Below are 20,673 nucleotides of genomic sequence, written 5' to 3' on the forward strand. Positions count from 1 at the left end.
GCTACTTGCGCTTGAGCAGGGTCTGCACCTGCAGGTTGAACTTGTTGAGGGCCGGCAGGCCGCCGAGCTGCTCGATGGCCTGAGCGTGGTGCTGGTAGAGGGCCGTGAGCGTGGTGGCCAGGATGTGCTTGGCGGGCTTGCGAGTGGTTTTCTCGCCCCGATCCAGCTTGCGGCGCAGCTTGAGCTGGCCCAGGGCCTGGCGGATGGTGCGGTTGACTTTGGCCAGGTGCTCGGCGCGCTGGTCGGCCAGCAGCCACTTCATCGTGCCGCGGAAGCCCTTCTCGTTTTCCCAGTCGAAATAGCCCCTACCCTTCACGATTTCGGCCCAGGGCATGGGGGCGTAGTAGCGGCCGGCGTGCTTCTGGAAGTGCTTTTCCACCAGCTCCAGGCGGCGCAGTACGCCCTGGTGGTAGCGGGCAAAGTCGAAGCTAGGGTCGTGGAAGTCGCGGTAGACGCCGGTGCGGATGGCCGCCAGCGCCAACTGCTCCTGGTGCGGGGTGAAGTGGTGCTCGGGGTAGAGCAGCGCCTTAGCCAGCAGCCAGGCCGACACGACGTAGGCCTCGTACTGGGCCTGTTTTTCAGTCTGTGCGGGCGGCGTCGGAGCGGGCGGCGTCGGAGCCGCCGCGGCCGCGCCGTGCCCCCCAGCTTCAGCTTTCGCCGCCTGCCGGGCCGCCACGCCCTGGTTGCGGCCCTCCGCTTCCTGAAAGGGTTTTTCGGAGAGGTCGGGCGTTACTATTTCTGCACATTGCCCGATTTCAGATTTCAGATCTTTCTGAAGTTCAGGAAGCTCTCTAGGCGGAAATTTTATACCATTTGTGGATATTACCTCACCAATTGGATATACGCCAGAATCAGCCTCTACGGGCTTTTCCACCGCCTTTTTATCCGTTTGTAGAATAAAGTCGGGGTTTATCCACAGCTCGAATTGCCGCTTGCGGCCGTGCCACTTCTTGCGCTGGATAAAGCCGATTTTCAACAATTGGGCCAGGTGGTTGCGCATGGTGCGCTCGGTGAGGCTGCGCTGCTGCATGAGCAGACGCGCGTCCACCAGAATGGAGGGCATCACTACGCCCTCATCGGTCACGATGGTATCGAACAGGAAGGACGAGTAGAGGGCGCGCTCCACGCGCTTGCGGTACCACTTGAGCAGCACCTCGCCGGTGGCCTTGGCCCCATCCACCACCAGGCGCTGGCCGCGGCGGCAGATCGTTTCCTCAGTACCCGCGCGCGGGCCCTGGGTGATGGTGCGGGTGTAGGTGACGCGCGGCGTCTGGTGCCAGAGCGCGTCGACTTTGTGGTGCCAGCGCAGCAGGCAGGCGCCGAGGGGCAATAGTTGCAGGGATACTTGCAAAGGAACGGTGGGCTTTGGGCGGAAAGCGAAAAGGTGGCCGGGCGGGCGCGGTGGGCGGGTATTCCCTACTCGCGGCCCTACCCCGGCCGGGCGTGCACGGTTGCAGACCCTCCGCTTCCTGGCCGGCACCGAAGCCGGCAGCTGTCAAATACCTTTTCCACGAGTAAAAAGCAGCACCCTATTCAGGCAGGAAGTATAGGTGTAGTGGTTGTGTGGTGGCCCCAAGGGCGCGCACCGGCTAGGCCGGGCGGAATCGCGCCCCAGGGCTCGGCGCGGGCGGACCGCGCTCAGGTCGGGTAGAGTAGATAGTCGCCATCCTTAGTCCACGTCAGGCCGCCGTAGCCGGGAGAATCCGATAAGCGTCCCTAACCCTAATAGGCTGACAAAGGGCACCCACAACGGAGCCGTGAGGCGCCACCAGCTCCAGTACTGGAACGGTGGCACGCCGAGCAGGCGCAGGGCCAGCAGCGCGAGTGTGAGCAGCACGAGCGTGCTGCCGACGCGGCCCAGGCCAGTGGAGGTCTTCGAGTTCGTTGGCGGCATAGACGTGGCTAGTGAGTGGCATGGGAAGCAGACGGTGGCCCCGGCTGGGGCCGTTTGGGGGCAGGTACGGGCAACTCCGAGAGGCCCAGTAGGCGCACGGGGTACTCCAGGTTTTCGGCCAGCAGCCGGACGAAGGGGGCAAACTCGGGCAGCTTGGCGTCGGCGACGTAAATGGGGATGGCGCGGGTAGGCATGGCGTTAGGCGGCTTGGGCCAGGAAGGCGTCCTCGCCCAGCTCCTGCAGGCGGGCGTAGAGCAGCTTGCGCACCTGCGCAATGCTGCGCCACTCGGCCGAGAGCAGCTCGCGCTGCTCGTCGGGCAGCCGTTGCTGCGCCTGGTCGTGGAGCTGGTTCATGCGCTGGCCAATCTGGCGGATGATGGCGCGGAGTTGCTCGCTGGTGAGAGCCATGAGCTGGTCGGGGGTGAGCGTGTCGTAAAGCATCAGTGGAAAAGGTATTTGAGGGGTAAAACTGGCAGTATCAGCCCGCCAGGCGCATGTTGGGGGCGCCGCGGTCGAGCGTGGTTAAGTCGAAGTCGAGGCCCTGGCCGAAGGCGGCCAGCGCGGGCCAGGGAATGCGCGGCTCGGCCGAGGAGAAGTAGTAGGCGCGCAGCTTCACGGTGTCGCCGTGGCGGCCGGGCTTGCCCTGCTTGATCCAGCGCTGCACCGTGGCGCGGTGCACGCCGCACTCCTGCGCTACCTGCTCGATGCTCAAGAGCTGGGGCGGCCCACCGGCCGGGCTCGCGGCACCGGCGCCGGGCTGGTCGAGGCGGGCCAGTACGGCCTGGAAGCAGTCGTTGATGTATCCTACAGTGGCTAATTCGTCGCGGGTCATAGCTGAGCGGGTGAAGCGGGAACACAAGAGATGGCGGCCGCCCGGCGCTGGCGGGCGGCGGCAAACAGGTCGTTGCCGAGCAGCAGCAGGCGCACTTCGCGCAGGCGGCGCACCTGGGTATTGGTAAAGCACACGGCGGGCTGGTGGGCACCGGGCGCGAGCACGCCCATGCTGCACGCGGCCCAGGCCACGGGGCCGCCGGCGGGGTGATGGTGAGCGTACTGGAAGCTGAACTGCTCGCCCGTGAGGCCCGTCCAGGTGCCCGTTACCAGCGAGAGGCTGGGCACGGAGGTGGGCTGCTCCCACACCTGAAAGCCCAGCTTGCGCAGGAGTTTGCCTACCGAGGGGCCGAGGTCGCGGGGGCCGGGCAGCGCTTCCATTAGGCGGCGTCGGGTAAGAGCAGGCGGAACTCGCGCCGGCAGTCGGTCCAATCAATTTCTTGGATGCCGGCGGGCAGCCGCTCCACCAGCAGTACCTCCTGGTCGGTAGTACCTTCCTGGTGAGCAGTGCGCAGCTCCGGGGGCATGGGGCCGTTCACGTACACGGTGAGGTGGCCGCGCTGGTAGGTATAGCCCAGGATAGGCTGCGGGGCGGGCACCAGGGCCGCGCCTACCGGCAACTGCTGGATGCGCAGGCGCTTGCCGGTGCGGGCATCGGTGAGCGAAACGGGCGGAAATAGCGGTTTCGGGGCCATGGCGTGGGCTAGTTGGTGCCGTTAATGAAATGGCGCACCTTGTCCGCCGTGCTCATACCGCCCATTAGGGCCTCTACCATACCCAGCTCAATGGCCCGGTGGTTGGCCGTTTCGGGATGCTTGCCCAGGTCGCTCACGAAGCTGGCCCAGGCGTCGCGGAGTTGGTCGGCATTCACCGGCGCACGGCTGATCCGATACTTCTCCTTGATGTATGCCCCCACCTGCGACGGGTGGCGGGGCTTCGGGGGTTCGAGGTAGGCCAGGGCGCGGTCCTTGGCCCATTGTAGGTGCTCGGCGCGGGTCATGTTCTCGGGCATCGTCTTATGGGGTAAAGGGTTAAGCAACATCTTCCTGACGGTGGGCCACGCGCAATTGACCACTGAGCTGGCCGCGCCGGCGATGCTCGTAGGCCAGCACTAGGGGCGTTTCCTCGCGGTACTGCGGGTGGGTGGTGTCGATTTCGCGGCAGCGGCGCTCTAGCTCGGGCAGCGGGGCGAGCATCACCAGCGCCGGGGGTAGCAGCGTGGCGGTGAGGGTAGCCAAATCGCGTAGGCAAGGGCGTTTGGCCGGCGCCTGGGGGTCGGTATTGAGGTGCATACTGTGTGTGGAAAAGGTATTTGGGGTAGGCGGGCTACCGAGAAGAGAGATGCTTACAGGTCGAACACCATGGGCGCGCCGAGGCGGGCCGGGGTAGCCGGCAGCAGTTCCTCAGGAATTTGATACTCGGGTAGGCCATAGCGGACGAGCGCCACCAGGTGCTCTAGGTTCATCACTCGCCCGATGCGCACATTGGCCAGCATGGAGGTAGGGGCCTCGTAGCCCGCCCGCACGGCCGTATCTATGGCGCTGGTGGGCAAGTCCTCAATGACAATGGACAGCAGCCGCAGGTATTTCTGACGCTCAGTCATGTTCGTGTTTGGCACAATTCACCCACGAATTGCTTTCTTGCAATCGTTTGGTACTGTACACTGCACAAACATACGACAGTGCGAATAATATGGCGCGCATTATTTGCAGATAATTCGCATGAATGCGACAAATATGACGCAAGAGACTATAAATCAGCGACTAAATTTTCTTATCGAAAACCTAGGTTTAAGCATTAGGGCTTTCAGTGCAACGTTAGGTGTAAGTGATACTAATACACGCAATTACCTTGCAAAGGGCACTAAACCTAATTCTGACTACCTAGAAAGTATACTGCGTCATTTTAGCCGCGTCAATCCAACATGGTTACTGCTTGGAGAGGGTGAACCGTTCAAAGACGATGGCGCTGCACCACCTACTCAGACCAGCGTTTCTGGGAAAAAGAACGCCGTGAATATTGCCGGTGGCAAAGCGACCCAGAACAATTACAGCATCGCAGATTGCGAGAAGGAGCGCGACGGCTACAAAGCCGAGCGCGACGTAGCCCGCGCCGAGGTGGCCAGCCTCCGCCAGCAGCTAGAGTTAGCACAAGCCCTGGTTGCCGCGAAAGAAGAAATGCTGGTATTGCTGCGGGGTGGGCATAATCGGCCTAATTAAAATTCATAAAATAGAAATATCCCGCTAACTTATTAAGTCGTCATACTAGTACATATCCAATTTCTCTCTTACTTAGTACTTTGAGAGCTGTACAGTACAGTATAGATGATTCTTCTATTTGAATTCCGGTTCTCAGCGTGATGGGGCGACACGTCCTTCGCCTCTAACCCATTATTACATAGTTAGGATATGAGTGATTTCAAGCCAAAACCTAAAAAGCTTTCTTTTAAAACCATTCCAACAGAAGACACTGGAATAAATATCTCAGATGCGTTGGTATTACTTGAAGACAGTGAGTATAAAGAAGATATTTTAGCTGCCTTAAAAGTAGAAGATCTAGATGGTGCTTTTATAGCTATTCCTGGGGCAACATCGTTGGTAAATTCTGTACTTATGACAGATAGTTTATATGAAAAATTTGATTTAAGATGTCGTTACGAAAACCTAGTATTTGAGCGGCCAGATAGAACTAGTGAATACCATGAGGAAGATATAGATATAAAGTTTGATGATACTGAAAGCAGTAGAGGCTTATTCATTGCTTCTCCTGCATATGACGCTCAATCTGACTTCCTGGAGAAAACAGGTAGCATGAGTAAGTATGCAAAAAAACTGATTACACATTCGCGCATTGACATGGTATATACTGACTTAGAGGAGGTCAGATCTATATACAACGCTAGTTACACAGAGAAGGATCAGCACGAATTTAAATATCGTATAATAAAAAATTTAGAAACTAATAAATATTATTATAGAGCGATAACATCGACCGATAGATACAAGGATTACAATATCAAACTTTCTGTTTTTGCAATTTTAGTTGCTATTCACCGCCTTTCTATTAGCACTGGCGATGAATATATCTTAAGCAAGGCTGAACACACTGAATCTAAGATTAGAGTCTTTTTTGAGAAAATTGGTAAGTTAGAACACACTCCTCTCGGTGATGTTAAATTCATAATCGAATTAAGGAATAGTGAAATAAGAAAAGGAGCCGTAAAATACTCTGGTGTATGCGCTATTGTATATGATAATAAAGAGAATGATACAGACAATAATAATAATAATGATGATGATGAAATAATTGATGATTTTTTGGAATATGAAGACGAGTTTGATGAAGATGAAGCTGCTGATGACTCAAGCACAACTAATGACATATATCTTACACCAAGACCAAATAGGCTCAAGTATCTAATTAGCTCAATTAAACATAACGAAACTCCAAAAAAGGCATTATCCAAAATGGATATCGTGGAAGCAGTTGAAAGAGTAGAGAAACTAATTTATTCAGATTTATCAGTAGCGCCAGATTTAAAAAGTTTAGAAATGATAAGAATACTAATTTCGAATAAAATAGATGCACTACAAAATGTAAGCACCTTAGGAAAATACAAGTCAGAATTACAAAGCAAGTTACCTGAAACCATAGAAAATATCGAGGAGCTTCTACGACTCGTAAATAAATTGAATCTTGTTGTACCTGAAAAAAATATAGATGCTAAAGAATATTTACGATACTTATTTTTTGAAGCTATTGTAGAGAAAGGGAGACCTGGCTTTAGTAAGTTAGATTCAAATGAAGAATAGAATGCAAATATATTGATCATTTTTTTCATAACCTTAATAAATACTTTTTCAAAAAAAGCTCGCACTATTGTTAGTGCGAGCTTTTTTTGAAAAAGTATTCCTAATTATTTAATTCAAAAAGCCAAGACATTGATAATTCTTTTTCGAACGCTGGATTATTTAAAGCACTATTATGATATTGAAATTGAGTTATAAATGCATCCATAAGCTTCGCTTTCATCTTCATACCTATAATATTGCTCGGATATATTTTTTCAAGTACTTCTATGACATATCCAGACAAAGGAGCTGTTTCTAGCAAACTATGCATTATTCGTGGCATATCTTCCAATCCTGTCTGTGGGTTTTTGTATGTCCACACATCCAATACTAGCTGTGATAAGCTATCAATATTTAACTTAGGGTTGTTACTATATAAGTTGATAGCAGCGTACGCTACACGACCTGACGTAGATAATGTATCTACATCAATAAGAGGTATATCTACCTCTGCGCCAGTTACTACTAATGAGGCTATAAATCTTAATATACCTTCTCGAACTTTCTTTTTACCAAGGATAGGCACTAAATTCTCAGCTACTGCCTGACGTTTATGACTAATTGGCTTTAGTACATCTTCAAAATTATCAAGCGTACTAATCCGACTTCCTATTATATCTAGAGTTTCTACCTCGGCTATATAGTCTATATCTAAATCGATCATGCTTAGTATATAGTTTATATGTACATACCAATTAGTATTTATAGACAATATTTTGATTGTATCCAAAGGTATCCTCAAGGTAATATCTGACTCGTAAGTGTAGCCAGCTATAAAAAATATATTTCCAGCTATAGAATGCTTATAACGATTAGAAGTCATTTTATTAAATGCTTCTAATAATAAAAGAAGGGTTTCGTTACCAGGATCAACTCTATCGAACAATCTAAAGTTACCTGTTGGTTGCATACCTACACGAGCTATATCTGCCGTAAATGGCCACTCCGCATCAGAAATAGCACATAGATCATCAATGGTGAACCCTTTACTTTCTAATCTACTTTCGGCCTCTTTCCAATCCTTAACTGTGCCTAGTTCCCCTTTACGCGCTCGTTGAGCATGATGCAACAATTCTTCTGTAGTGTCTGAGCCGCTAAGCACACTAGCTAATTGCCAAGGCAAATTACTAGTTTCTAATAGGTGGCCTTTTTCGGCTGTTATTTCTATAATTTCAGCGAGTGACTCAGGCGTAGGATTGAGTAAAAAATTACGGCCCGCCGTCAGCAATAACCAGCTAGGGTGTATTGGATCTGCTTTCTGTATACGGTCCAATACTTCTTCCTTAACAAACATGGATTTCATTTGATATGCAAGTATTGGTTTTTTACCTGAAAATAGTATATCTGCTGTTCTCATTTGATTAATGATCTGTGCATCACGAATCCATTTAATAGGAGTATAATTTTTATCTAAATTTTGTATAACCCAATCTATATCACTCACGCGTGCTACCTGTGTGATTCTTTCAATTGTCCAGTCATCCCATGATAACCACTTGTATACTTGTTCGAGAATTGCTTGTTCATCCTCTAAGTCAGTAGGCCAAAATCTTTGAAATAATTGCTTAGACCAAGCAGGCCCTCTTCCTCTATGCACTAAAACTCCTAAAGTGATAAGTACTCCATAGGGAACACCTATACTGTTACTAGTCGTAGCATATACAGCTTCATTATATCTATTCTCATCATTTACTGTATAAAGCTTGGCTAGCCGAGTTGCTGATTGTAATTGAGGAAGATGTAAAAGTCGAAGTAATGTTTCGTAGAATAATCGCCTGTAACGAGGTCTCCACTCTACTACGCCATCTTCAAGAATATCAGCTGCTAAACGCGAACCTGCTAGTGTACGGTAAAATAATATATTTTCTGTATCATCATTTAATTCCCAGCATAAGTGTGTTATCATATCACACAATGGTTCATTTTGCTCAGCGAATGCCCTTCCTACTGCAAATAACATTGTATTACGCCAGTATGGTATTGTTGCAATACGACGTAGACGATTTTTAATAACAGAATACTCCCCCCTCATTAAAGCACGTGCAGCAGAAAACTCTTGTAATGAACGGACTTCAAAGCCATATCGCTCATCCTCTAATGGTACTATGAACACAAGACGATGCAGCGCCACATCCATGAAATCTGCCTTTGTTCTCATTAACGCCTCCCCTTCCAACTCTTCTGTCACAAGATAGTTGTGAACCAGCGACTCCAAACGGGCACGAGTTATTCTACTCTGAGACTTACCAACGGACTCCGCTTCTATCTGTAGCAAGAGACCAATACGGTCGTGTAAAATCTCAATTCCCGATCTATATCGGGCTAAAACATCAGATAATTTTAATCCTCTTTCCTGCTCGCGTTGGTAAATAATTTCGTAATAGCGATTAAATAAAACATAACGCTCGCGTGGGGGATTCCCAACCAAATCAACTAATGCAGACATGATTGTCACCTGTAAAGGTGTTTGCATCAAACGCACAATAGCTTCTTCCTGTGCAGCCGTTTCAAGGCGATGCATAATACGCTCTTGCCGGTCTTGCTCGTTAGCGTACTTAGTTTCTACAAACTTTTTAGCGTAAGCTAATGCCTCCTCTCTAGAGAATGTTCTTAGGATAAGATGATTAAATCGTGACTCTCCGAAGTCGCCCTCATATCCTTGTGGTCGAGTTGTCGCTATTACTAATAGATCAGCATCTTTATCCTGTGCTTCTAATAAGAATCTTCTAACAGCATCTAAAACATCTAATCGATTGCTTACTGCTGGTACTTCATCCAATCCATCAAACGCGACAAACCAGGGAGTAGTAGCTAATAGCTGTTCTGCATCTCGCCGAGTGAATTCTCTTTTTGTTCTTCTGCGAACCAAAAACGAGATGTACTCTAGTACAGAAGTCACTTCACCAGTAGCTAGCTTGTCTGCGAACTGTTCTAAAATTACCCGGAAAGGCCAGCGTGGATGATTAGGAAGACCTATACCTGACTCAGTAGCAGCATCCTCAATAATTCGAAGAATTCGCTCTGTTTCTACATCAATTTTCCTAGTAGCATTTGCTCTAAGCAAAGCGGCTCTATGCCTTTGTGCTAATTGTTGGGCAAGAGTACTCTTGCCTTGACCTGGCCCACCAATTATAACAAAGCGAGAACTATCACGCCAAACAGGAAACTCAGGTAGATGTGACTGCATCTCTTCGAGTTCCGCTATTTCTTCTGGGCTTAGAACTTCTGTATCTTCTATGTCATCGTCTTCCGATAAATCATTTTCATCAATGGCGTATTTAGTCTCGCTAACTGCATCTTGTGCCTCTTCTATTCTACGTTGTTCTTCTTCAATAGCACGCCGCTCTTGTTCAAGAAGTGTCGGATAAATAGGTCGATCAGACTCACTTTGAACTGTATTAACGACAAAGAAACTGCGTCCTCGATCATTTTGGTTAACGGCGTGCAAATCAACAAAAACCCTTGCTAGAGGTGTACGATCATCATTCGTGTGCCCTGCCTGCGCTAGGTTCACGTACTGATCTGCTCGTAGTTCTTCTTGTAAGAACATAGAGAGGGTCGTTTCTATCTCGTCCCGGTCTGCCAGTGCAGCCTGTGCAGCATAGTGTAGCAGGTCACCATCATGTAGCATACCAAAGCGCTGAGCTATTTTCTGCTGGCTATCAAGCAAATTACTGAGCTTATCCCGGTCCCAGAAATCAACGCCTTTAATACCAAGTTCCTGTGCCCAGATATCGAGTTGTTTAGCAAACTTATCCTTGCCGCCCGTCTTTAATTGTGCTGATAGTTGCGCGTTTGTAATGAAGAGTAGGTAGTCAGGAATACGCCTAGTCTTTTTCGCAGTTTTGTATTTCTCCATCTCAGCATTCAACTGAGATAGTGCCCATTGCCCCTCCTCTTTTGGCGTCGCGCCACGTGACTGCTTCTGCTTGCACTGCACCACAAGATACCCATCCCATGGCGAAGCAACAGACGGATAATTCATTTTGCCCTCATAGATGGCTTCCCGACCACCATCCGTACCGGAACCATATATCCGAAGACCTGGAATAATATATTCTGCGCAAAGCGCTGTTGCTAATCGTTCAAACTCCTTATCGCTTAGCCTTTCAAAATTATATTCTGGCATGAGAAATACGAATGCTTAATGTAGTAATGAAACTATAAGCAAGGTAAGGCATTTCACATATAGAAAGTACGCAGAAATGGTACTCGTTTACCTGTATCATGGTGCACTGATTATACAGTAGCGGGCGCTTCTGCTTATACTTGCCTGCTATGGTAGTTACTCGTGAATTTCGGCGCGACGCAATAGGTAAAAATGGCATTGCCTCTATTCGAGTAGTCTTCTGCTGGAATGGCCACCGCCTGCGCCTAGCCTCCAGTGAGAAGTGCCATCAGGCCCACTGGAACGAGAAGAAACAGGAAGTAAAGGATAAGCCCAACGCCTACGCTACCCAGCGCAACCTGGTACTGGAAAACTGGACCAAAGCCGGCAAGGGCGCCTATCAGGACGCGCTGGCCCGCGGCCGGCAGCTCACACCGCCCGAGATGAAGGCGGAAATCCTGCGGCGCTACGCCCTGCTGGCCGCAGGCATCGACGCCGAGCCGGAGGGAGGCCCCGGTTTGCCCCCACTGGCCCCGCAGGCACCCGAATTTCTAGCTACCATGGACGAGTGGCTGGAGCATCAGGCCCGCAAGATTTCTCTGGCCAGTGGGCGGCGGCTGAATAAGAAGACCGTAACGGCCCTGCGCCGCACCCGCAACGAACTGCAACGCCTGGCCGCGCACCAGGGCACCCCGCTCACGTTTGCCGACATGTCGCCGGCCTTCTACGCCGCGTTTCGGGACTACGTGCTCGACGTGCGGGGCCACAGCATCAACACCTTCGGCGACCACATCAAGCGCCTCAAGTCCTTTCTGAGCTGGGCCGAGGATCAGGATATTACCGTCAACCGGCGCTACCGTAAGTTTGAGTCGCCCGAGAATTACCAGGGCGTCGACGCTCTCACCCAGCGCGAGCTGCTGACGCTGGCCGCGCTGGACCTGGATACGCCCGCCGTGCACGCTTACGTAGACCTGCACCTGGTTGAGCGCCCGCGCGCGTCGGCTGACCACCGCGGCGGCCGCAACCTACTCACGCATGCCCAGCACCTAGAGCGCCTGCAGCATACCCGCGACAAGTTACTCCAGTGCTGCTACTTCGGGCTGCGCCTGGGAGACGCCGACCGCCTGGCCCCCGAGCACCTGGCCGGTGAGGTAGCGCGTATCCGCGCCAGCAAGACCGGCGTGCTCTGCGTCATCCCCTACTTCGACGACGACGTGTTCAAGCCCGTTTCCCTCGTGGAGAGCTATGCCGACCAGGACCTGGCCACGTGCCTACCCTACGTGCGGCAGCTGGAGCGCTACCTCCCCCACCTGCAGCGGCTCTCGGGCCTCAAGCGGGTCAAGCTCACCAGCCGCATCGGCCGCAAGACCTTCGCCACCCTAAAAATTTACCAGGGCGTGCCCAAGGCGCAGGTGATGCTGGCCACCGGGCACCAAACCGAGCGCAGCTTCAACCGCTACCTGGGCATTGACGAGCAGGAGCTGATCGAAGCGTACCGCAAAACGGCGCGTCGGGTGGCCTAATTTTGGGGCAGATTTTGGGGCAGAATTGTGTTATCGCTCACTTTACACAGTTTTACGTAGTTAACAAAAAAGCCTCATGCGTTACGTATGAGGCTTTTTTGTGTAATCCCCTATAGCAGGGTCAAAAAAAAAGGCGCCCCACCCGGAACGCCCTTTTCGAAACCAAAACCGAAGAAAATTCCCACCCAACTTCGGTTTGGTTCTGTGCTGCTGATATTAGTGCCGGAACAAAAGTTCGCGGTACTTCACCAGCGGCCAGTCCTCATCGGCCACCATCAGCTCTAGCTTATCGGTAGAGCGGCGGATGGTGTCGAAATGTGCTTTCACTGTATCGCAGTAGGCAATAGCCCGTGCGTGCGTATCTTCCAGCTTGTTGGCTACTTTGCGGCTGTTAGTCATCGCATCCACCTCAGTTTTGATAGTGCTGATGTGGCGCGAAATAGCTTTAATGGTGTCTACCGTCACCTGCGAGTGCTCGTCGTCGAGGCCCAGTTCGCGCAGGCCGCGCACGTTCTCGATGAGCTTGGTTTGGTAGGCTACGGCCGTCGGGATGATGTGGTTGATGGCCAGGTCACCCATCGTACGGCCTTCAATCTGAATCTTCTTGATGTACTCCTCCAACAGAATCTCGTGGCGGGCGTGCAGCTCTACCGTCGAGAAGATACCGTGGCGGGCAAACAGTGCTTCGGCGTCGGCGGTTACCAGGGCGTCCAGCGCCTGGGGCGTGGTGCGCACGTTGGGCAGACCGCGGCGAGCGGCTTCATCTTCCCACTCCTGCGAGTAACCGTTGCCTTCGAAACGGATGGCTTTAGAGGAAATCACGTAGTCGCGCAGTACGTCTACGATAGCAACTTCCTTCTTTTTACCTTGCTCAATCAGTTCATCCACTGATTTCTTGAACTCGATCAGCTGATCGGCTACTACGGCGTTTAGGGTAGTCATGGCCGACGAGCAGTTGGCCGAAGACCCCACCGCCCGCAGCTCAAACTTGTTGCCGGTGAAGGCGAAGGGCGACGTACGGTTCCGGTCGGTGTTATCGAGTAGGATAGCCGGAATCTTGTCGATGCCCAGTTTCAGGTAGATGTTGTCGCCTTTATCGAGTGGCACTTTGGCCGTACGCTCTAATTCGTCGAGCACCGAGTCCAGCATCGAGCCTACGAATACCGACATGATGGCCGGCGGGGCTTCGTTGGCACCCAGGCGGTGGTCGTTGCTGGCCGAGGCGATGCTGGCACGCAGCAGTGCACCGTGGGTGTGTACAGCCTTAATTACGTTGACGAAGAACGTCAGGAATTGCAGGTTTTCTTTGGGCTTGCGACCAGGTGCGAGCAGGTTAACGCCCGTATCGGTGCTCATTGCCCAGTTGTTGTGCTTGCCCGAGCCGTTTACACCAGCAAATGGCTTCTCGTGCAGGAGCACTTTCAGATCGTGCTTCTCGGCCACCCGATCCATGATGTCCATCAGGAGCTGGTTGTGGTCGACGGCGAGGTTCGCATCTTCGAAGGTAGGCGCGCACTCAAACTGGTTGGGGGCTACCTCGTTGTGACGGGTACGCAACGGAATACCCAGCTTGTTGGCTTCCTCCTCAAAGTCCAGCATGAAGGCGTGCACCCGGCTCGGGATAGAGCCAAAGTAGTGGTCTTCAAGCTGCTGGCCCTTGGCCGGCGCGTGGCCGAACAGCGTGCGGCCGGTCAGCACCAGGTCGGGGCGGGCGTTGAACAGCGCCTTGTCTACCAGGAAATACTCCTGCTCGATGCCCAGCGTGGTGTTTACGCGCTGCACATCCTTGTCAAAATATTGGCAAACGTCAACGGCGGCTTTTTCCAGGGCAGCCAGCGACTTCAGCAGCGGGGCCTTATAGTCGAGTGCTTCACCGGTGTAGGCCACGAAAATCGTGGGAATGCAAAGCGTTTTGGCACCAGCTGTTTCGATGATGAAGGCAGGCGAGGTAGGGTCCCAAGCGGTATAGCCGCGGGCCTCGAAGGTATTGCGGATGCCGCCGTTGGGGAACGACGAAGCATCGGGCTCCTGCTGTACCAGCGCCGAGCCTTTGAAATTCTCAATGGGCCGCCCGTCGGAGTTCAGATCGAAAAACGAGTCGTGCTTCTCGGCAGTGGAACCCGTGAGTGGCTGAAACCAGTGCGTGTAGTGCGTAGCACCCTTGGCCATAGCCCAGGTCTTCATAGCCGCTGCTACCGCATCGGCCACGGAACGCTCCACGGCGGCACCCTGCTTGATGGCATTCTGAAGCTTCTTGAAATACTCGCCGGGCATGTTTGCCCGCATCGCATCCAGATTAAAGACGTTTTTACCGAAGTTATCGGAACGGCGCTCGGCGGAAGTGAAGACCGGCAGCGGCTGACGCGTGTCAGCTAATTCAAGAGCTTTGAAACGAAGAATGGCCATGTAAGAAGTTAAACAGGATACGTTTGGCTGATGACGGGTGGTGTTAGCAAAGGTAAAGCAGCATTTTTCTAAATACCAAACCTATACCCCCTTATTTTTTCACCCCTTTTTCAGAAAAATCCTTACTTATTTCCACAGGCACCATAAAAAACACCCCACCTACCAACTAAAACGTTTGAAATATAAAGTGGTACTCAACATATGCTTTCTCTTATATATATCCGGAAACGTTTGCGGTTATTTCACTGAGCAAAATATTTTCTAAAGGCTCCCATTATTTTTCCTTCAAGCTATTGCCAGCAAATACAATAGCTCGCTTTTGAGGCTTAGCACAGCCCATACTTTTCTATTGTAGTAAGCATCCAACGCTCGGCGCGCTACTTTTGCGCTGTGAATACTACCCGTTTTGCATTTCAGCCCCGTTACTTTCTGTTCTGGCTACTTTTTTTCGTTGTTGCCAAGGTTCTTTTTCTGCTTTATCAGTGGAGTGACACTACTTCGCTATCGCTAAGCACCATTGCCCAGGTTTTTGGCTATGGCTTGCGGCTGGATGCCTCAGCCACGGCGTATGTGTGTCTCCTACCCTTTGCGCTGCTCACGCTGGGCAGCCTATTAGGACCTGCCTTTCCGCAGGAGCGCCTTGTGCGTGGCTTCTCGGCGGTGGCGGGTGTCGTCGTATCATTCTTATCGGTAGCCGATCTGGCCTTATATAAAGCCTGGGGGTTTCGGCTTGATGCCACGCCGCTACAATATATAGACACCCCCGGCGAGATGGCAGCTTCTGCCGCTTCGGCTCCTCTGCTGTTACTGACGACCTTATTCGCAGCCCTACTCATGGTGGGCTGGCTCCTATATAAAGGAGTGGTAGGCCGACTGGCTCCCCTACCCCCGCACGTTGGCCGGGGACGAGCCGCATTGATTGGCCTATTATATATGCTGCTGCTGATCGTGCCGCTGCGGGGCGGCGTGCAGCAGATTCCGATAAATCAAAGCGACGTATACTTCGCGCCGCAACTGTTTGCCAATCACGCGGCCGTGAATGTTCCCTGGAACGTGATGAACTCGCTGTTCCTCCAAAACGCCGGGCCCAATCCGTATCACTTCATGCCTGATACCACAGCTGCTCGCCGGGTTGCGGCGCTGTACCGGCCAGACGTTACCATGTTGCCGCCGCCTACCCTGCTGCGGACGCAGCGGCCCAACGTGTTGTTTATTATTCTGGAAAGTTTCACGGCCAAGCTGGTAGGCAGCTTGGGCGGCGAGGCTGGCGTGACGCCTACCCTAGATAGCCTGAGCCGCACGGGCGTACGGTTCAGCCACGTCTATGCGGCCGGCGACCGGAGCCAGAAGGGTTTGGTGGCGCTGCTCTCGGGCTACCCCAACCAGCCTACCACTAGCATTATTAAGTATCCGCGCAAAACCGAGCGGCTGCCCCAACTGGTAGGCTCCTTGCAGGCGGCCGGGTATTCCTCGCACTATTATTATGGTGGCGAGCTGGCTTTTGCCAATATGAAGAGCTACCTGGTCGCCGGCGGCTACGATGCGCTGACGGAACGTGCCGACTTTCAGCCCGATGAGCAGAATTCGAAGTGGGGCGCCCACGACCACGTGCTGTTCCAGCACATCCTCACCGATTTGGAGCACCAGCGACAGCCCTTCTTCGTGACGGCCTTCACGCTCAGCAGCCACGAGCCGTTTGATGTGCCCATGCGCTCGCGCTTTCCCGGCACCAATGAGGCCAACCTGTTCCGCAACTCCGTGTACTACACCGACCACGTGCTGGGCCAATTTCTGCACGCGGCCCGCCAGCAACCGTGGTGGAACAATACGCTGGTGGTACTGGTAGCCGACCACGGTCACCCCCAACCCGGCAACACGCCCAACTACGCCCCAGAGAAGTTTCATATTCCGTTGGTGTTAACGGGCGGCGCCCTGCTTCCCGCCGCGCAGGGAAAAACCATCGACGTAATGGGTTCGCAAACAGACGTAGCGGCCACGCTGCTGGGACAACTGGGACTACCAGCAGCCCCCTACTCCTTCAGCCGCGACCTGCTGCGCCCGGCGGCGCGCTCCTTTGCCTTCTACTGCTTCACCGACGGCTTCGGCCTGCTCACTCCACAGGACACCGTGCTATATGACAACGTGGGCCGTCGTGTGATTTACAAAACGCCCGGCACCGCAGCTTCGCAGGTACAGTTGGGGCAGGCCTATGAGCAGGTGTCGTTCGAGGATTTTTTGCGCAAATAGCAGGTCCTATAACGCTTCCTTCTTACCTCCATTATTCCATTCAGCGCCTGCGTCGTATCTTTGCGGCTTGCTTATGGAAACCAGGAAAGTTGCCTTTTACACGCTGGGCTGCAAGCTCAATTTCTCCGAGACTTCCGCCATTGGGCGACAGTTTGAAGAGTATGGCTTCGAGAAAGTAGCCTTTGAGGACGCGGCCGATATTTACGTTATCAATACCTGCTCGGTCACGGACCATGCCGACCGCAAATGCCGCAAGGTGGTGAAGGAAGCCCTCAAGCACAATCCCGAGGCTTTCGTGACCATTGTAGGCTGCTACGCGCAGCTCAAGCCGCAGGAAATTGCCGAGATTCCCGGCGTGCACGCCGTGTTGGGCGCCGCCGAAAAATTTCGGCTGGTGGAAACGCTCGCCGGTTTTGAGAAGCCTGTTGCCGGGCCGGGGCGCGTGTATGCGTCGCCGATCAGCGAGGCCACTGAGTTTCACGCGGCCCACAGCTACGGCGACCGGACGCGCACGTTCCTGAAGGTGCAGGACGGCTGCGACTACTCCTGCTCGTTCTGCACCATCCCGCTGGCGCGGGGCCACAGCCGCTCCGATTCGGTGCAGAGCGTAGTGGAACGCGTGGAAAAGCTGGCCGCTACCGGCGTGAAGGAAATCGTGCTGACGGGCGTGAACCTGGGCGACTTTGGCCTGCAAGGTCCGGAACGCGAGCGGCGGGAAAACTTCTACGACTTAGTGCAGGCCCTGGACGAGGTAGAGGGCATCAACCGCTTCCGCATCAGCTCCTGCGAGCCTAATCTGCTATCCGACGAGATTATCCGTTTTGTGGCGCAGTCGAAGCGTTTTGCGCCGCATTTCCACATTCCGCTGCAATCGGGCTCCAATAAGGTTCTGGGCCTGATGCGCCGCCGCTACCGCCGCGAGCTGTACCAGGAGCGCGTGCGCTTGATCAAAGAAGTGATGCCCCATGCCTGCATTGGGGTAGACGTGATTGTGGGCTTTCCTGGCGAAACGGAGGCTGACTTCCTCGACACATACCAGTTTCTGAATGAGCTGGATGTGAGCTACCTGCACGTGTTTCCCTACTCAGAGCGGGCGAATACGCTGGCGCCTACCCTACCCGGCCGGGTGCAGGACCGCACCCGCCATGAGCGTACCACGCAGCTGCGTAGCCTGTCGGAGAAGAAAAAACGCTTCTTCTATGAGCAGCACGTGGGCCAGGAAGCCGAAGTGCTGTTTGAGGACGACGTAACCAACGGCCAAATGGAGGGCTTCACGCCCAACTACATCCGCGTGACGGCCAAGTACGACCCGTTGCTGGTGGGCGAGCTGAAGCGCCTGCGCCTCACGGCCGTCACTTCCCAAAACTTAATGGAAGCAGAGGAATTGGGGATAGAGGTTTTTCAGCACTAGCCCATCCAACCTGCTAAAACGCGGCAAGGCGTGGGGTCACTGGCAAATATTGCCGTGGCTCGGCGCCTTGTCGCGTTTTGTGTAGCAGAAGCAACGGTTTGTGTTGTATCAGCGCCGAGCCACACCCCGACCTTTGTAGCACATCGGCCGTTATAGGTCAGCACCCTACCTCACTATTGTCTCTATGAACCTTACCGATTTTCGCACAGTGGGCCGCTCCGGCCTGCTGGTTAGTCCGCTTACTTTGGGCACCATGACGTTTGGCACGCCGCGCTGGGGCTCCTCTGATGAGGTATCGCGGGCTATTTTTGATGCGTATGTTGATGCCGGCGGCAACTCCATTGACACGGCTAATGTGTACGCCAAAGGCCGCAGCGAGGAGTTGGTAGGCAGCTACATAGCCGAACGCGGCCTGCGCGACCAGCTGGTAGTGGCCACCAAGTTCGCCTTCAACACCGCGCCCGGCAACCCACACGCCGGCGGCAACGGCCGCAAAAACATCTATCAGGCGCTGGAAGCCTCGCTGCGCCGCCTCCAAACCGACTATATTGATCTGTATTGGCTGCACGTATGGGATATGGTGACGCCCGTGGAGGAAGTGTTGCAAACGCTGGGCGACCTGGTGCGCGCCGGTAAAATCCGCTATTTCGGCTTTTCTGATGTTCCGGCGTGGTATGCCGCCAAAGCCGCCACGCTGGCGCAGACACACGCCGTGCCCGGCCCCATTGCCATGCAGCTGGAGTACTCTCTCGTGGAGCGACACATCGAACAGGAGCACGTGCCCGCCGCCCGCGAGTGTGGCTTGGGCGTTCTACCCTGGAGCCCGCTGGCAGCTGGCTTTCTGGCCGGCAAATACCAGCGCAACGACGCCGGCACGACCGGCGAAGGCCGACTAAGCGGCAGCAATCCGTTTGGCGATTCCAAGTTCACGGACCACAACTGGCGCGTGCTCGACGCTCTGCGGGCAGTGGCGGCGCAAGTTGGCCGGCCGCTGGCCCAGGTAGCGCTGGCTTGGGCCACGGCGCAACCCGGCATTACGTCGCTGATTCTGGGTGCCAGCAGGCAAGAACAGCTACACGACAACCTGGCTTCACTGGACATCACACTCACCCCCGACCAGCTCCGGCAGTTAAACGAAGCCAGCGCCCTACCCCCGGCCTTTCCCTACGGCATCTTCACGCCGACCGTAAACAAGAGCATTTTCGGCGGTAATTCTGTGCAGGGTTGGCAGTAGCTTTTATTTGGATTTCAGACTATTGCACAACTACCGACGGAAGCTGTCAGCGCGACAGTTTCCGTCGGTAGTTGTGCATTCTACCTCACCGTGTAGCATGAAATGGTAGGGCTTGCACTACTGCACTGAAAACCGAAATTCAGCCGGCGTGAGGCCGGTTTTGCTTTTGAATAGCCGACTGAAATACTGCGGATACTCGAAGCCCAGCTGAAAGGCTGTTTCGTTGATACTTAGAGAAGTGGACAGTAGTATGCGCTTGGCTTTTTCGATCAAGGCCTGGTGAATGTGCTGCTGGGTGCTTTGCCCGGTGAGGGTGCGGAGCATGTCGCTGAGGTAGGCTGGCGATACGTGCAGGGCATCGGCGAAGTACTGCACGGTAGGCAGCGGCTGCTCGCCGTCGTCCTGGGCAAAGTAGGCCGTCAGTAACGCCTCGAAGCGGCTGAGCAGGTCGTGCTCGGCGGTGCGGCGGGTGAGGAACTGACGGTGGTAGAAGCGGTTGGCGTAGCTCAGCAGCACATCAAGCTGCGACACCAGCACATCCTGGCTAAAGGCATCAATAGGTTGTTCGCATTCTCGCCGTATCCCGTCAATTAGCCCGGCCAACGCACTTTCCTCGTGGGCCGCGAGGTGCAAAGCCTCGTGCACCTGGTAGGAAAAAAAGCCGTAGCTGGTGATTTTCTTCCCCAGCGGATACTTCGCCAGCAAATCAGGGTGAAGGACCAGCATCCAGCCGCTCAGCGCCGAAATATCCAAACCGTCGTTGCCTTCGCAGAGCTGGCCGGGCGCATAGAACCCCAGCACCCCGTTGCTGAAATCGTAGCTCTGCCGGCCGTATTGCATCTGACCGCGCAGGTCTTTCTTTAGGGCAATGATGTAGAGCTGCCGCAACGCCGGCGTAGTGGGCGGCGTGAGGTGGCGCGTTTTCTCCAAGTCGATTACCGTCAATAACGGGTGCACCGGCTCGGGAAACCCAAAGTGTCGCGTAAAGTCGGATACGGACGCCAGCAACTGAAATTCTCTACCAGTAGGCTTCATAAGTCAGATAAGAGTAGAATCGATAGACTGAGTTGCTCAGCACTGCTCACCAAGAAAGAATGCTGGAGTCAGGCAACGTAGAAAGGCACTCGTTGGCATCTCTACCAAACTGGAAGCTGCGTTGACATTACTA

General features: G+C 53.6%; 19 protein-coding genes. 6 read left to right on the forward strand and 13 right to left on the reverse strand.

The features are described 5' to 3' along the window. Position 1 precedes the first annotated feature (1 nt). The 10 genes from J4D97_RS08965 to J4D97_RS09010 all read right to left on the reverse strand — a co-directional run bounded on the left by J4D97_RS08965 (position 2) and on the right by J4D97_RS09010 (position 4,328). On the reverse strand, positions 2-1,351 hold the full coding sequence (locus J4D97_RS08965) for a hypothetical protein (RefSeq protein ID WP_208307292.1): 1,350 nt from the start codon (positions 1,349-1,351) through the stop codon (positions 2-4). Positions 1,352-1,669: 318 nt separating this feature from the next. Next, on the reverse strand, positions 1,670-1,837 hold the full coding sequence (locus J4D97_RS08970; RefSeq protein ID WP_208307293.1) for a hypothetical protein: 168 nt from the start codon (positions 1,835-1,837) through the stop codon (positions 1,670-1,672). Between the two features lie 65 nt (positions 1,838-1,902). Further along, the gene (locus J4D97_RS08975; RefSeq protein ID WP_208307294.1) at positions 1,903-2,088 is read right to left on the reverse strand and encodes a hypothetical protein; all 186 of its coding nucleotides are present in this window, start codon (positions 2,086-2,088) and stop codon (positions 1,903-1,905) included. Between the two features lie 4 nt (positions 2,089-2,092). After that, entirely contained in the window at positions 2,093-2,335 is a 243-nt protein-coding gene (locus J4D97_RS08980) for a hypothetical protein (protein WP_208307295.1), read from the reverse strand. Between the two features lie 37 nt (positions 2,336-2,372). After that, complete coding sequence (locus J4D97_RS08985) at positions 2,373-2,726, reverse strand: helix-turn-helix domain-containing protein (protein ID WP_208307296.1); 354 nt, start codon at positions 2,724-2,726, stop codon at positions 2,373-2,375. Further along, a complete protein-coding gene (locus tag J4D97_RS08990; RefSeq protein WP_208307297.1) occupies positions 2,723-3,106 on the reverse strand; it encodes a hypothetical protein in 384 nt (127 codons plus the stop codon). The genes J4D97_RS08985 and J4D97_RS08990 overlap by 4 nt, the downstream gene beginning before the upstream one ends. After that, entirely contained in the window at positions 3,106-3,420 is a 315-nt protein-coding gene (locus J4D97_RS08995) for a hypothetical protein (protein ID WP_208307298.1), read from the reverse strand. The genes J4D97_RS08990 and J4D97_RS08995 overlap by 1 nt, the downstream gene beginning before the upstream one ends. An 8-nt stretch (positions 3,421-3,428) precedes the next feature. Continuing rightward, the gene (locus J4D97_RS09000) at positions 3,429-3,737 is read right to left on the reverse strand and encodes a hypothetical protein (protein WP_208307299.1); all 309 of its coding nucleotides are present in this window, start codon (positions 3,735-3,737) and stop codon (positions 3,429-3,431) included. Between the two features lie 19 nt (positions 3,738-3,756). Further along, a complete protein-coding gene (locus J4D97_RS09005; RefSeq protein ID WP_208307300.1) occupies positions 3,757-4,017 on the reverse strand; it encodes a hypothetical protein in 261 nt (86 codons plus the stop codon). 53 nt (positions 4,018-4,070) lie between these two features. Next, positions 4,071-4,328, reverse strand: coding sequence for a hypothetical protein (locus J4D97_RS09010; protein ID WP_208307301.1), 258 nt, complete (start codon positions 4,326-4,328; stop codon positions 4,071-4,073). A 118-nt stretch (positions 4,329-4,446) separates the two neighbouring features. Here J4D97_RS09010 and J4D97_RS09015 point away from each other — a divergent pair, with 118 nt between their 5' ends. Further along, entirely contained in the window at positions 4,447-4,944 is a 498-nt protein-coding gene (locus tag J4D97_RS09015; protein ID WP_208307302.1) for a helix-turn-helix domain-containing protein, read from the forward strand. A 189-nt stretch (positions 4,945-5,133) separates the two neighbouring features. After that, a complete protein-coding gene (locus J4D97_RS09020; protein ID WP_208307303.1) occupies positions 5,134-6,537 on the forward strand; it encodes a hypothetical protein in 1,404 nt (467 codons plus the stop codon). Positions 6,538-6,637: 100 nt separating this feature from the next. Here J4D97_RS09020 and J4D97_RS09025 read toward each other — a convergent pair whose 3' ends face one another. Next, positions 6,638-10,705: an NACHT domain-containing protein gene (locus J4D97_RS09025; protein WP_208307304.1), complete on the reverse strand. Its 4,068-nt coding sequence runs from the start codon at positions 10,703-10,705 to the stop codon at positions 6,638-6,640. Positions 10,706-10,854: 149 nt separating this feature from the next. Between J4D97_RS09025 and J4D97_RS09030 the strand changes: the two genes are divergently transcribed. Next, the gene (locus J4D97_RS09030; RefSeq protein ID WP_208307305.1) at positions 10,855-12,207 is read left to right on the forward strand and encodes a phage integrase SAM-like domain-containing protein; all 1,353 of its coding nucleotides are present in this window, start codon (positions 10,855-10,857) and stop codon (positions 12,205-12,207) included. Between the two features lie 216 nt (positions 12,208-12,423). Here the strand turns inward: J4D97_RS09030 and J4D97_RS09035 are convergent, their stop codons facing one another. After that, the gene (locus J4D97_RS09035) at positions 12,424-14,613 is read right to left on the reverse strand and encodes a glutamine synthetase III (RefSeq protein WP_208307306.1); all 2,190 of its coding nucleotides are present in this window, start codon (positions 14,611-14,613) and stop codon (positions 12,424-12,426) included. Between the two features lie 390 nt (positions 14,614-15,003). On the opposite strand from J4D97_RS09035, the gene J4D97_RS23860 reads away from it, so the two are divergent. The 3 genes from J4D97_RS23860 (at position 15,004) to J4D97_RS09050 (ending at position 19,505) form a co-directional block, all read left to right on the forward strand. Beyond that, the gene (locus J4D97_RS23860) at positions 15,004-16,860 is read left to right on the forward strand and encodes an LTA synthase family protein (protein ID WP_208307307.1); all 1,857 of its coding nucleotides are present in this window, start codon (positions 15,004-15,006) and stop codon (positions 16,858-16,860) included. 73 nt (positions 16,861-16,933) lie between these two features. Further along, positions 16,934-18,271, forward strand: a complete 1,338-nt coding sequence (gene mtaB, locus J4D97_RS09045; RefSeq protein WP_208307308.1) for a tRNA (N(6)-L-threonylcarbamoyladenosine(37)-C(2))-methylthiotransferase MtaB — start codon at positions 16,934-16,936, stop codon at positions 18,269-18,271. A gap of 184 nt (positions 18,272-18,455) precedes the next feature. Continuing rightward, on the forward strand, positions 18,456-19,505 hold the full coding sequence (locus J4D97_RS09050; protein ID WP_208307309.1) for an aldo/keto reductase: 1,050 nt from the start codon (positions 18,456-18,458) through the stop codon (positions 19,503-19,505). A gap of 117 nt (positions 19,506-19,622) precedes the next feature. Here the strand turns inward: J4D97_RS09050 and J4D97_RS09055 are convergent, their stop codons facing one another. Beyond that, positions 19,623-20,540 carry a helix-turn-helix domain-containing protein gene (locus J4D97_RS09055; RefSeq protein ID WP_208307310.1) on the reverse strand — a complete coding sequence of 306 codons (918 nt, stop codon included), beginning with the start codon at positions 20,538-20,540 and terminating at the stop codon, positions 19,623-19,625. Positions 20,541-20,673: the final 133 nt, after the last annotated feature.

The organism is Hymenobacter defluvii (assembly GCF_017589435.1).
In the GTDB taxonomy this organism is placed as follows: domain Bacteria; phylum Bacteroidota; class Bacteroidia; order Cytophagales; family Hymenobacteraceae; genus Hymenobacter; species Hymenobacter profundi.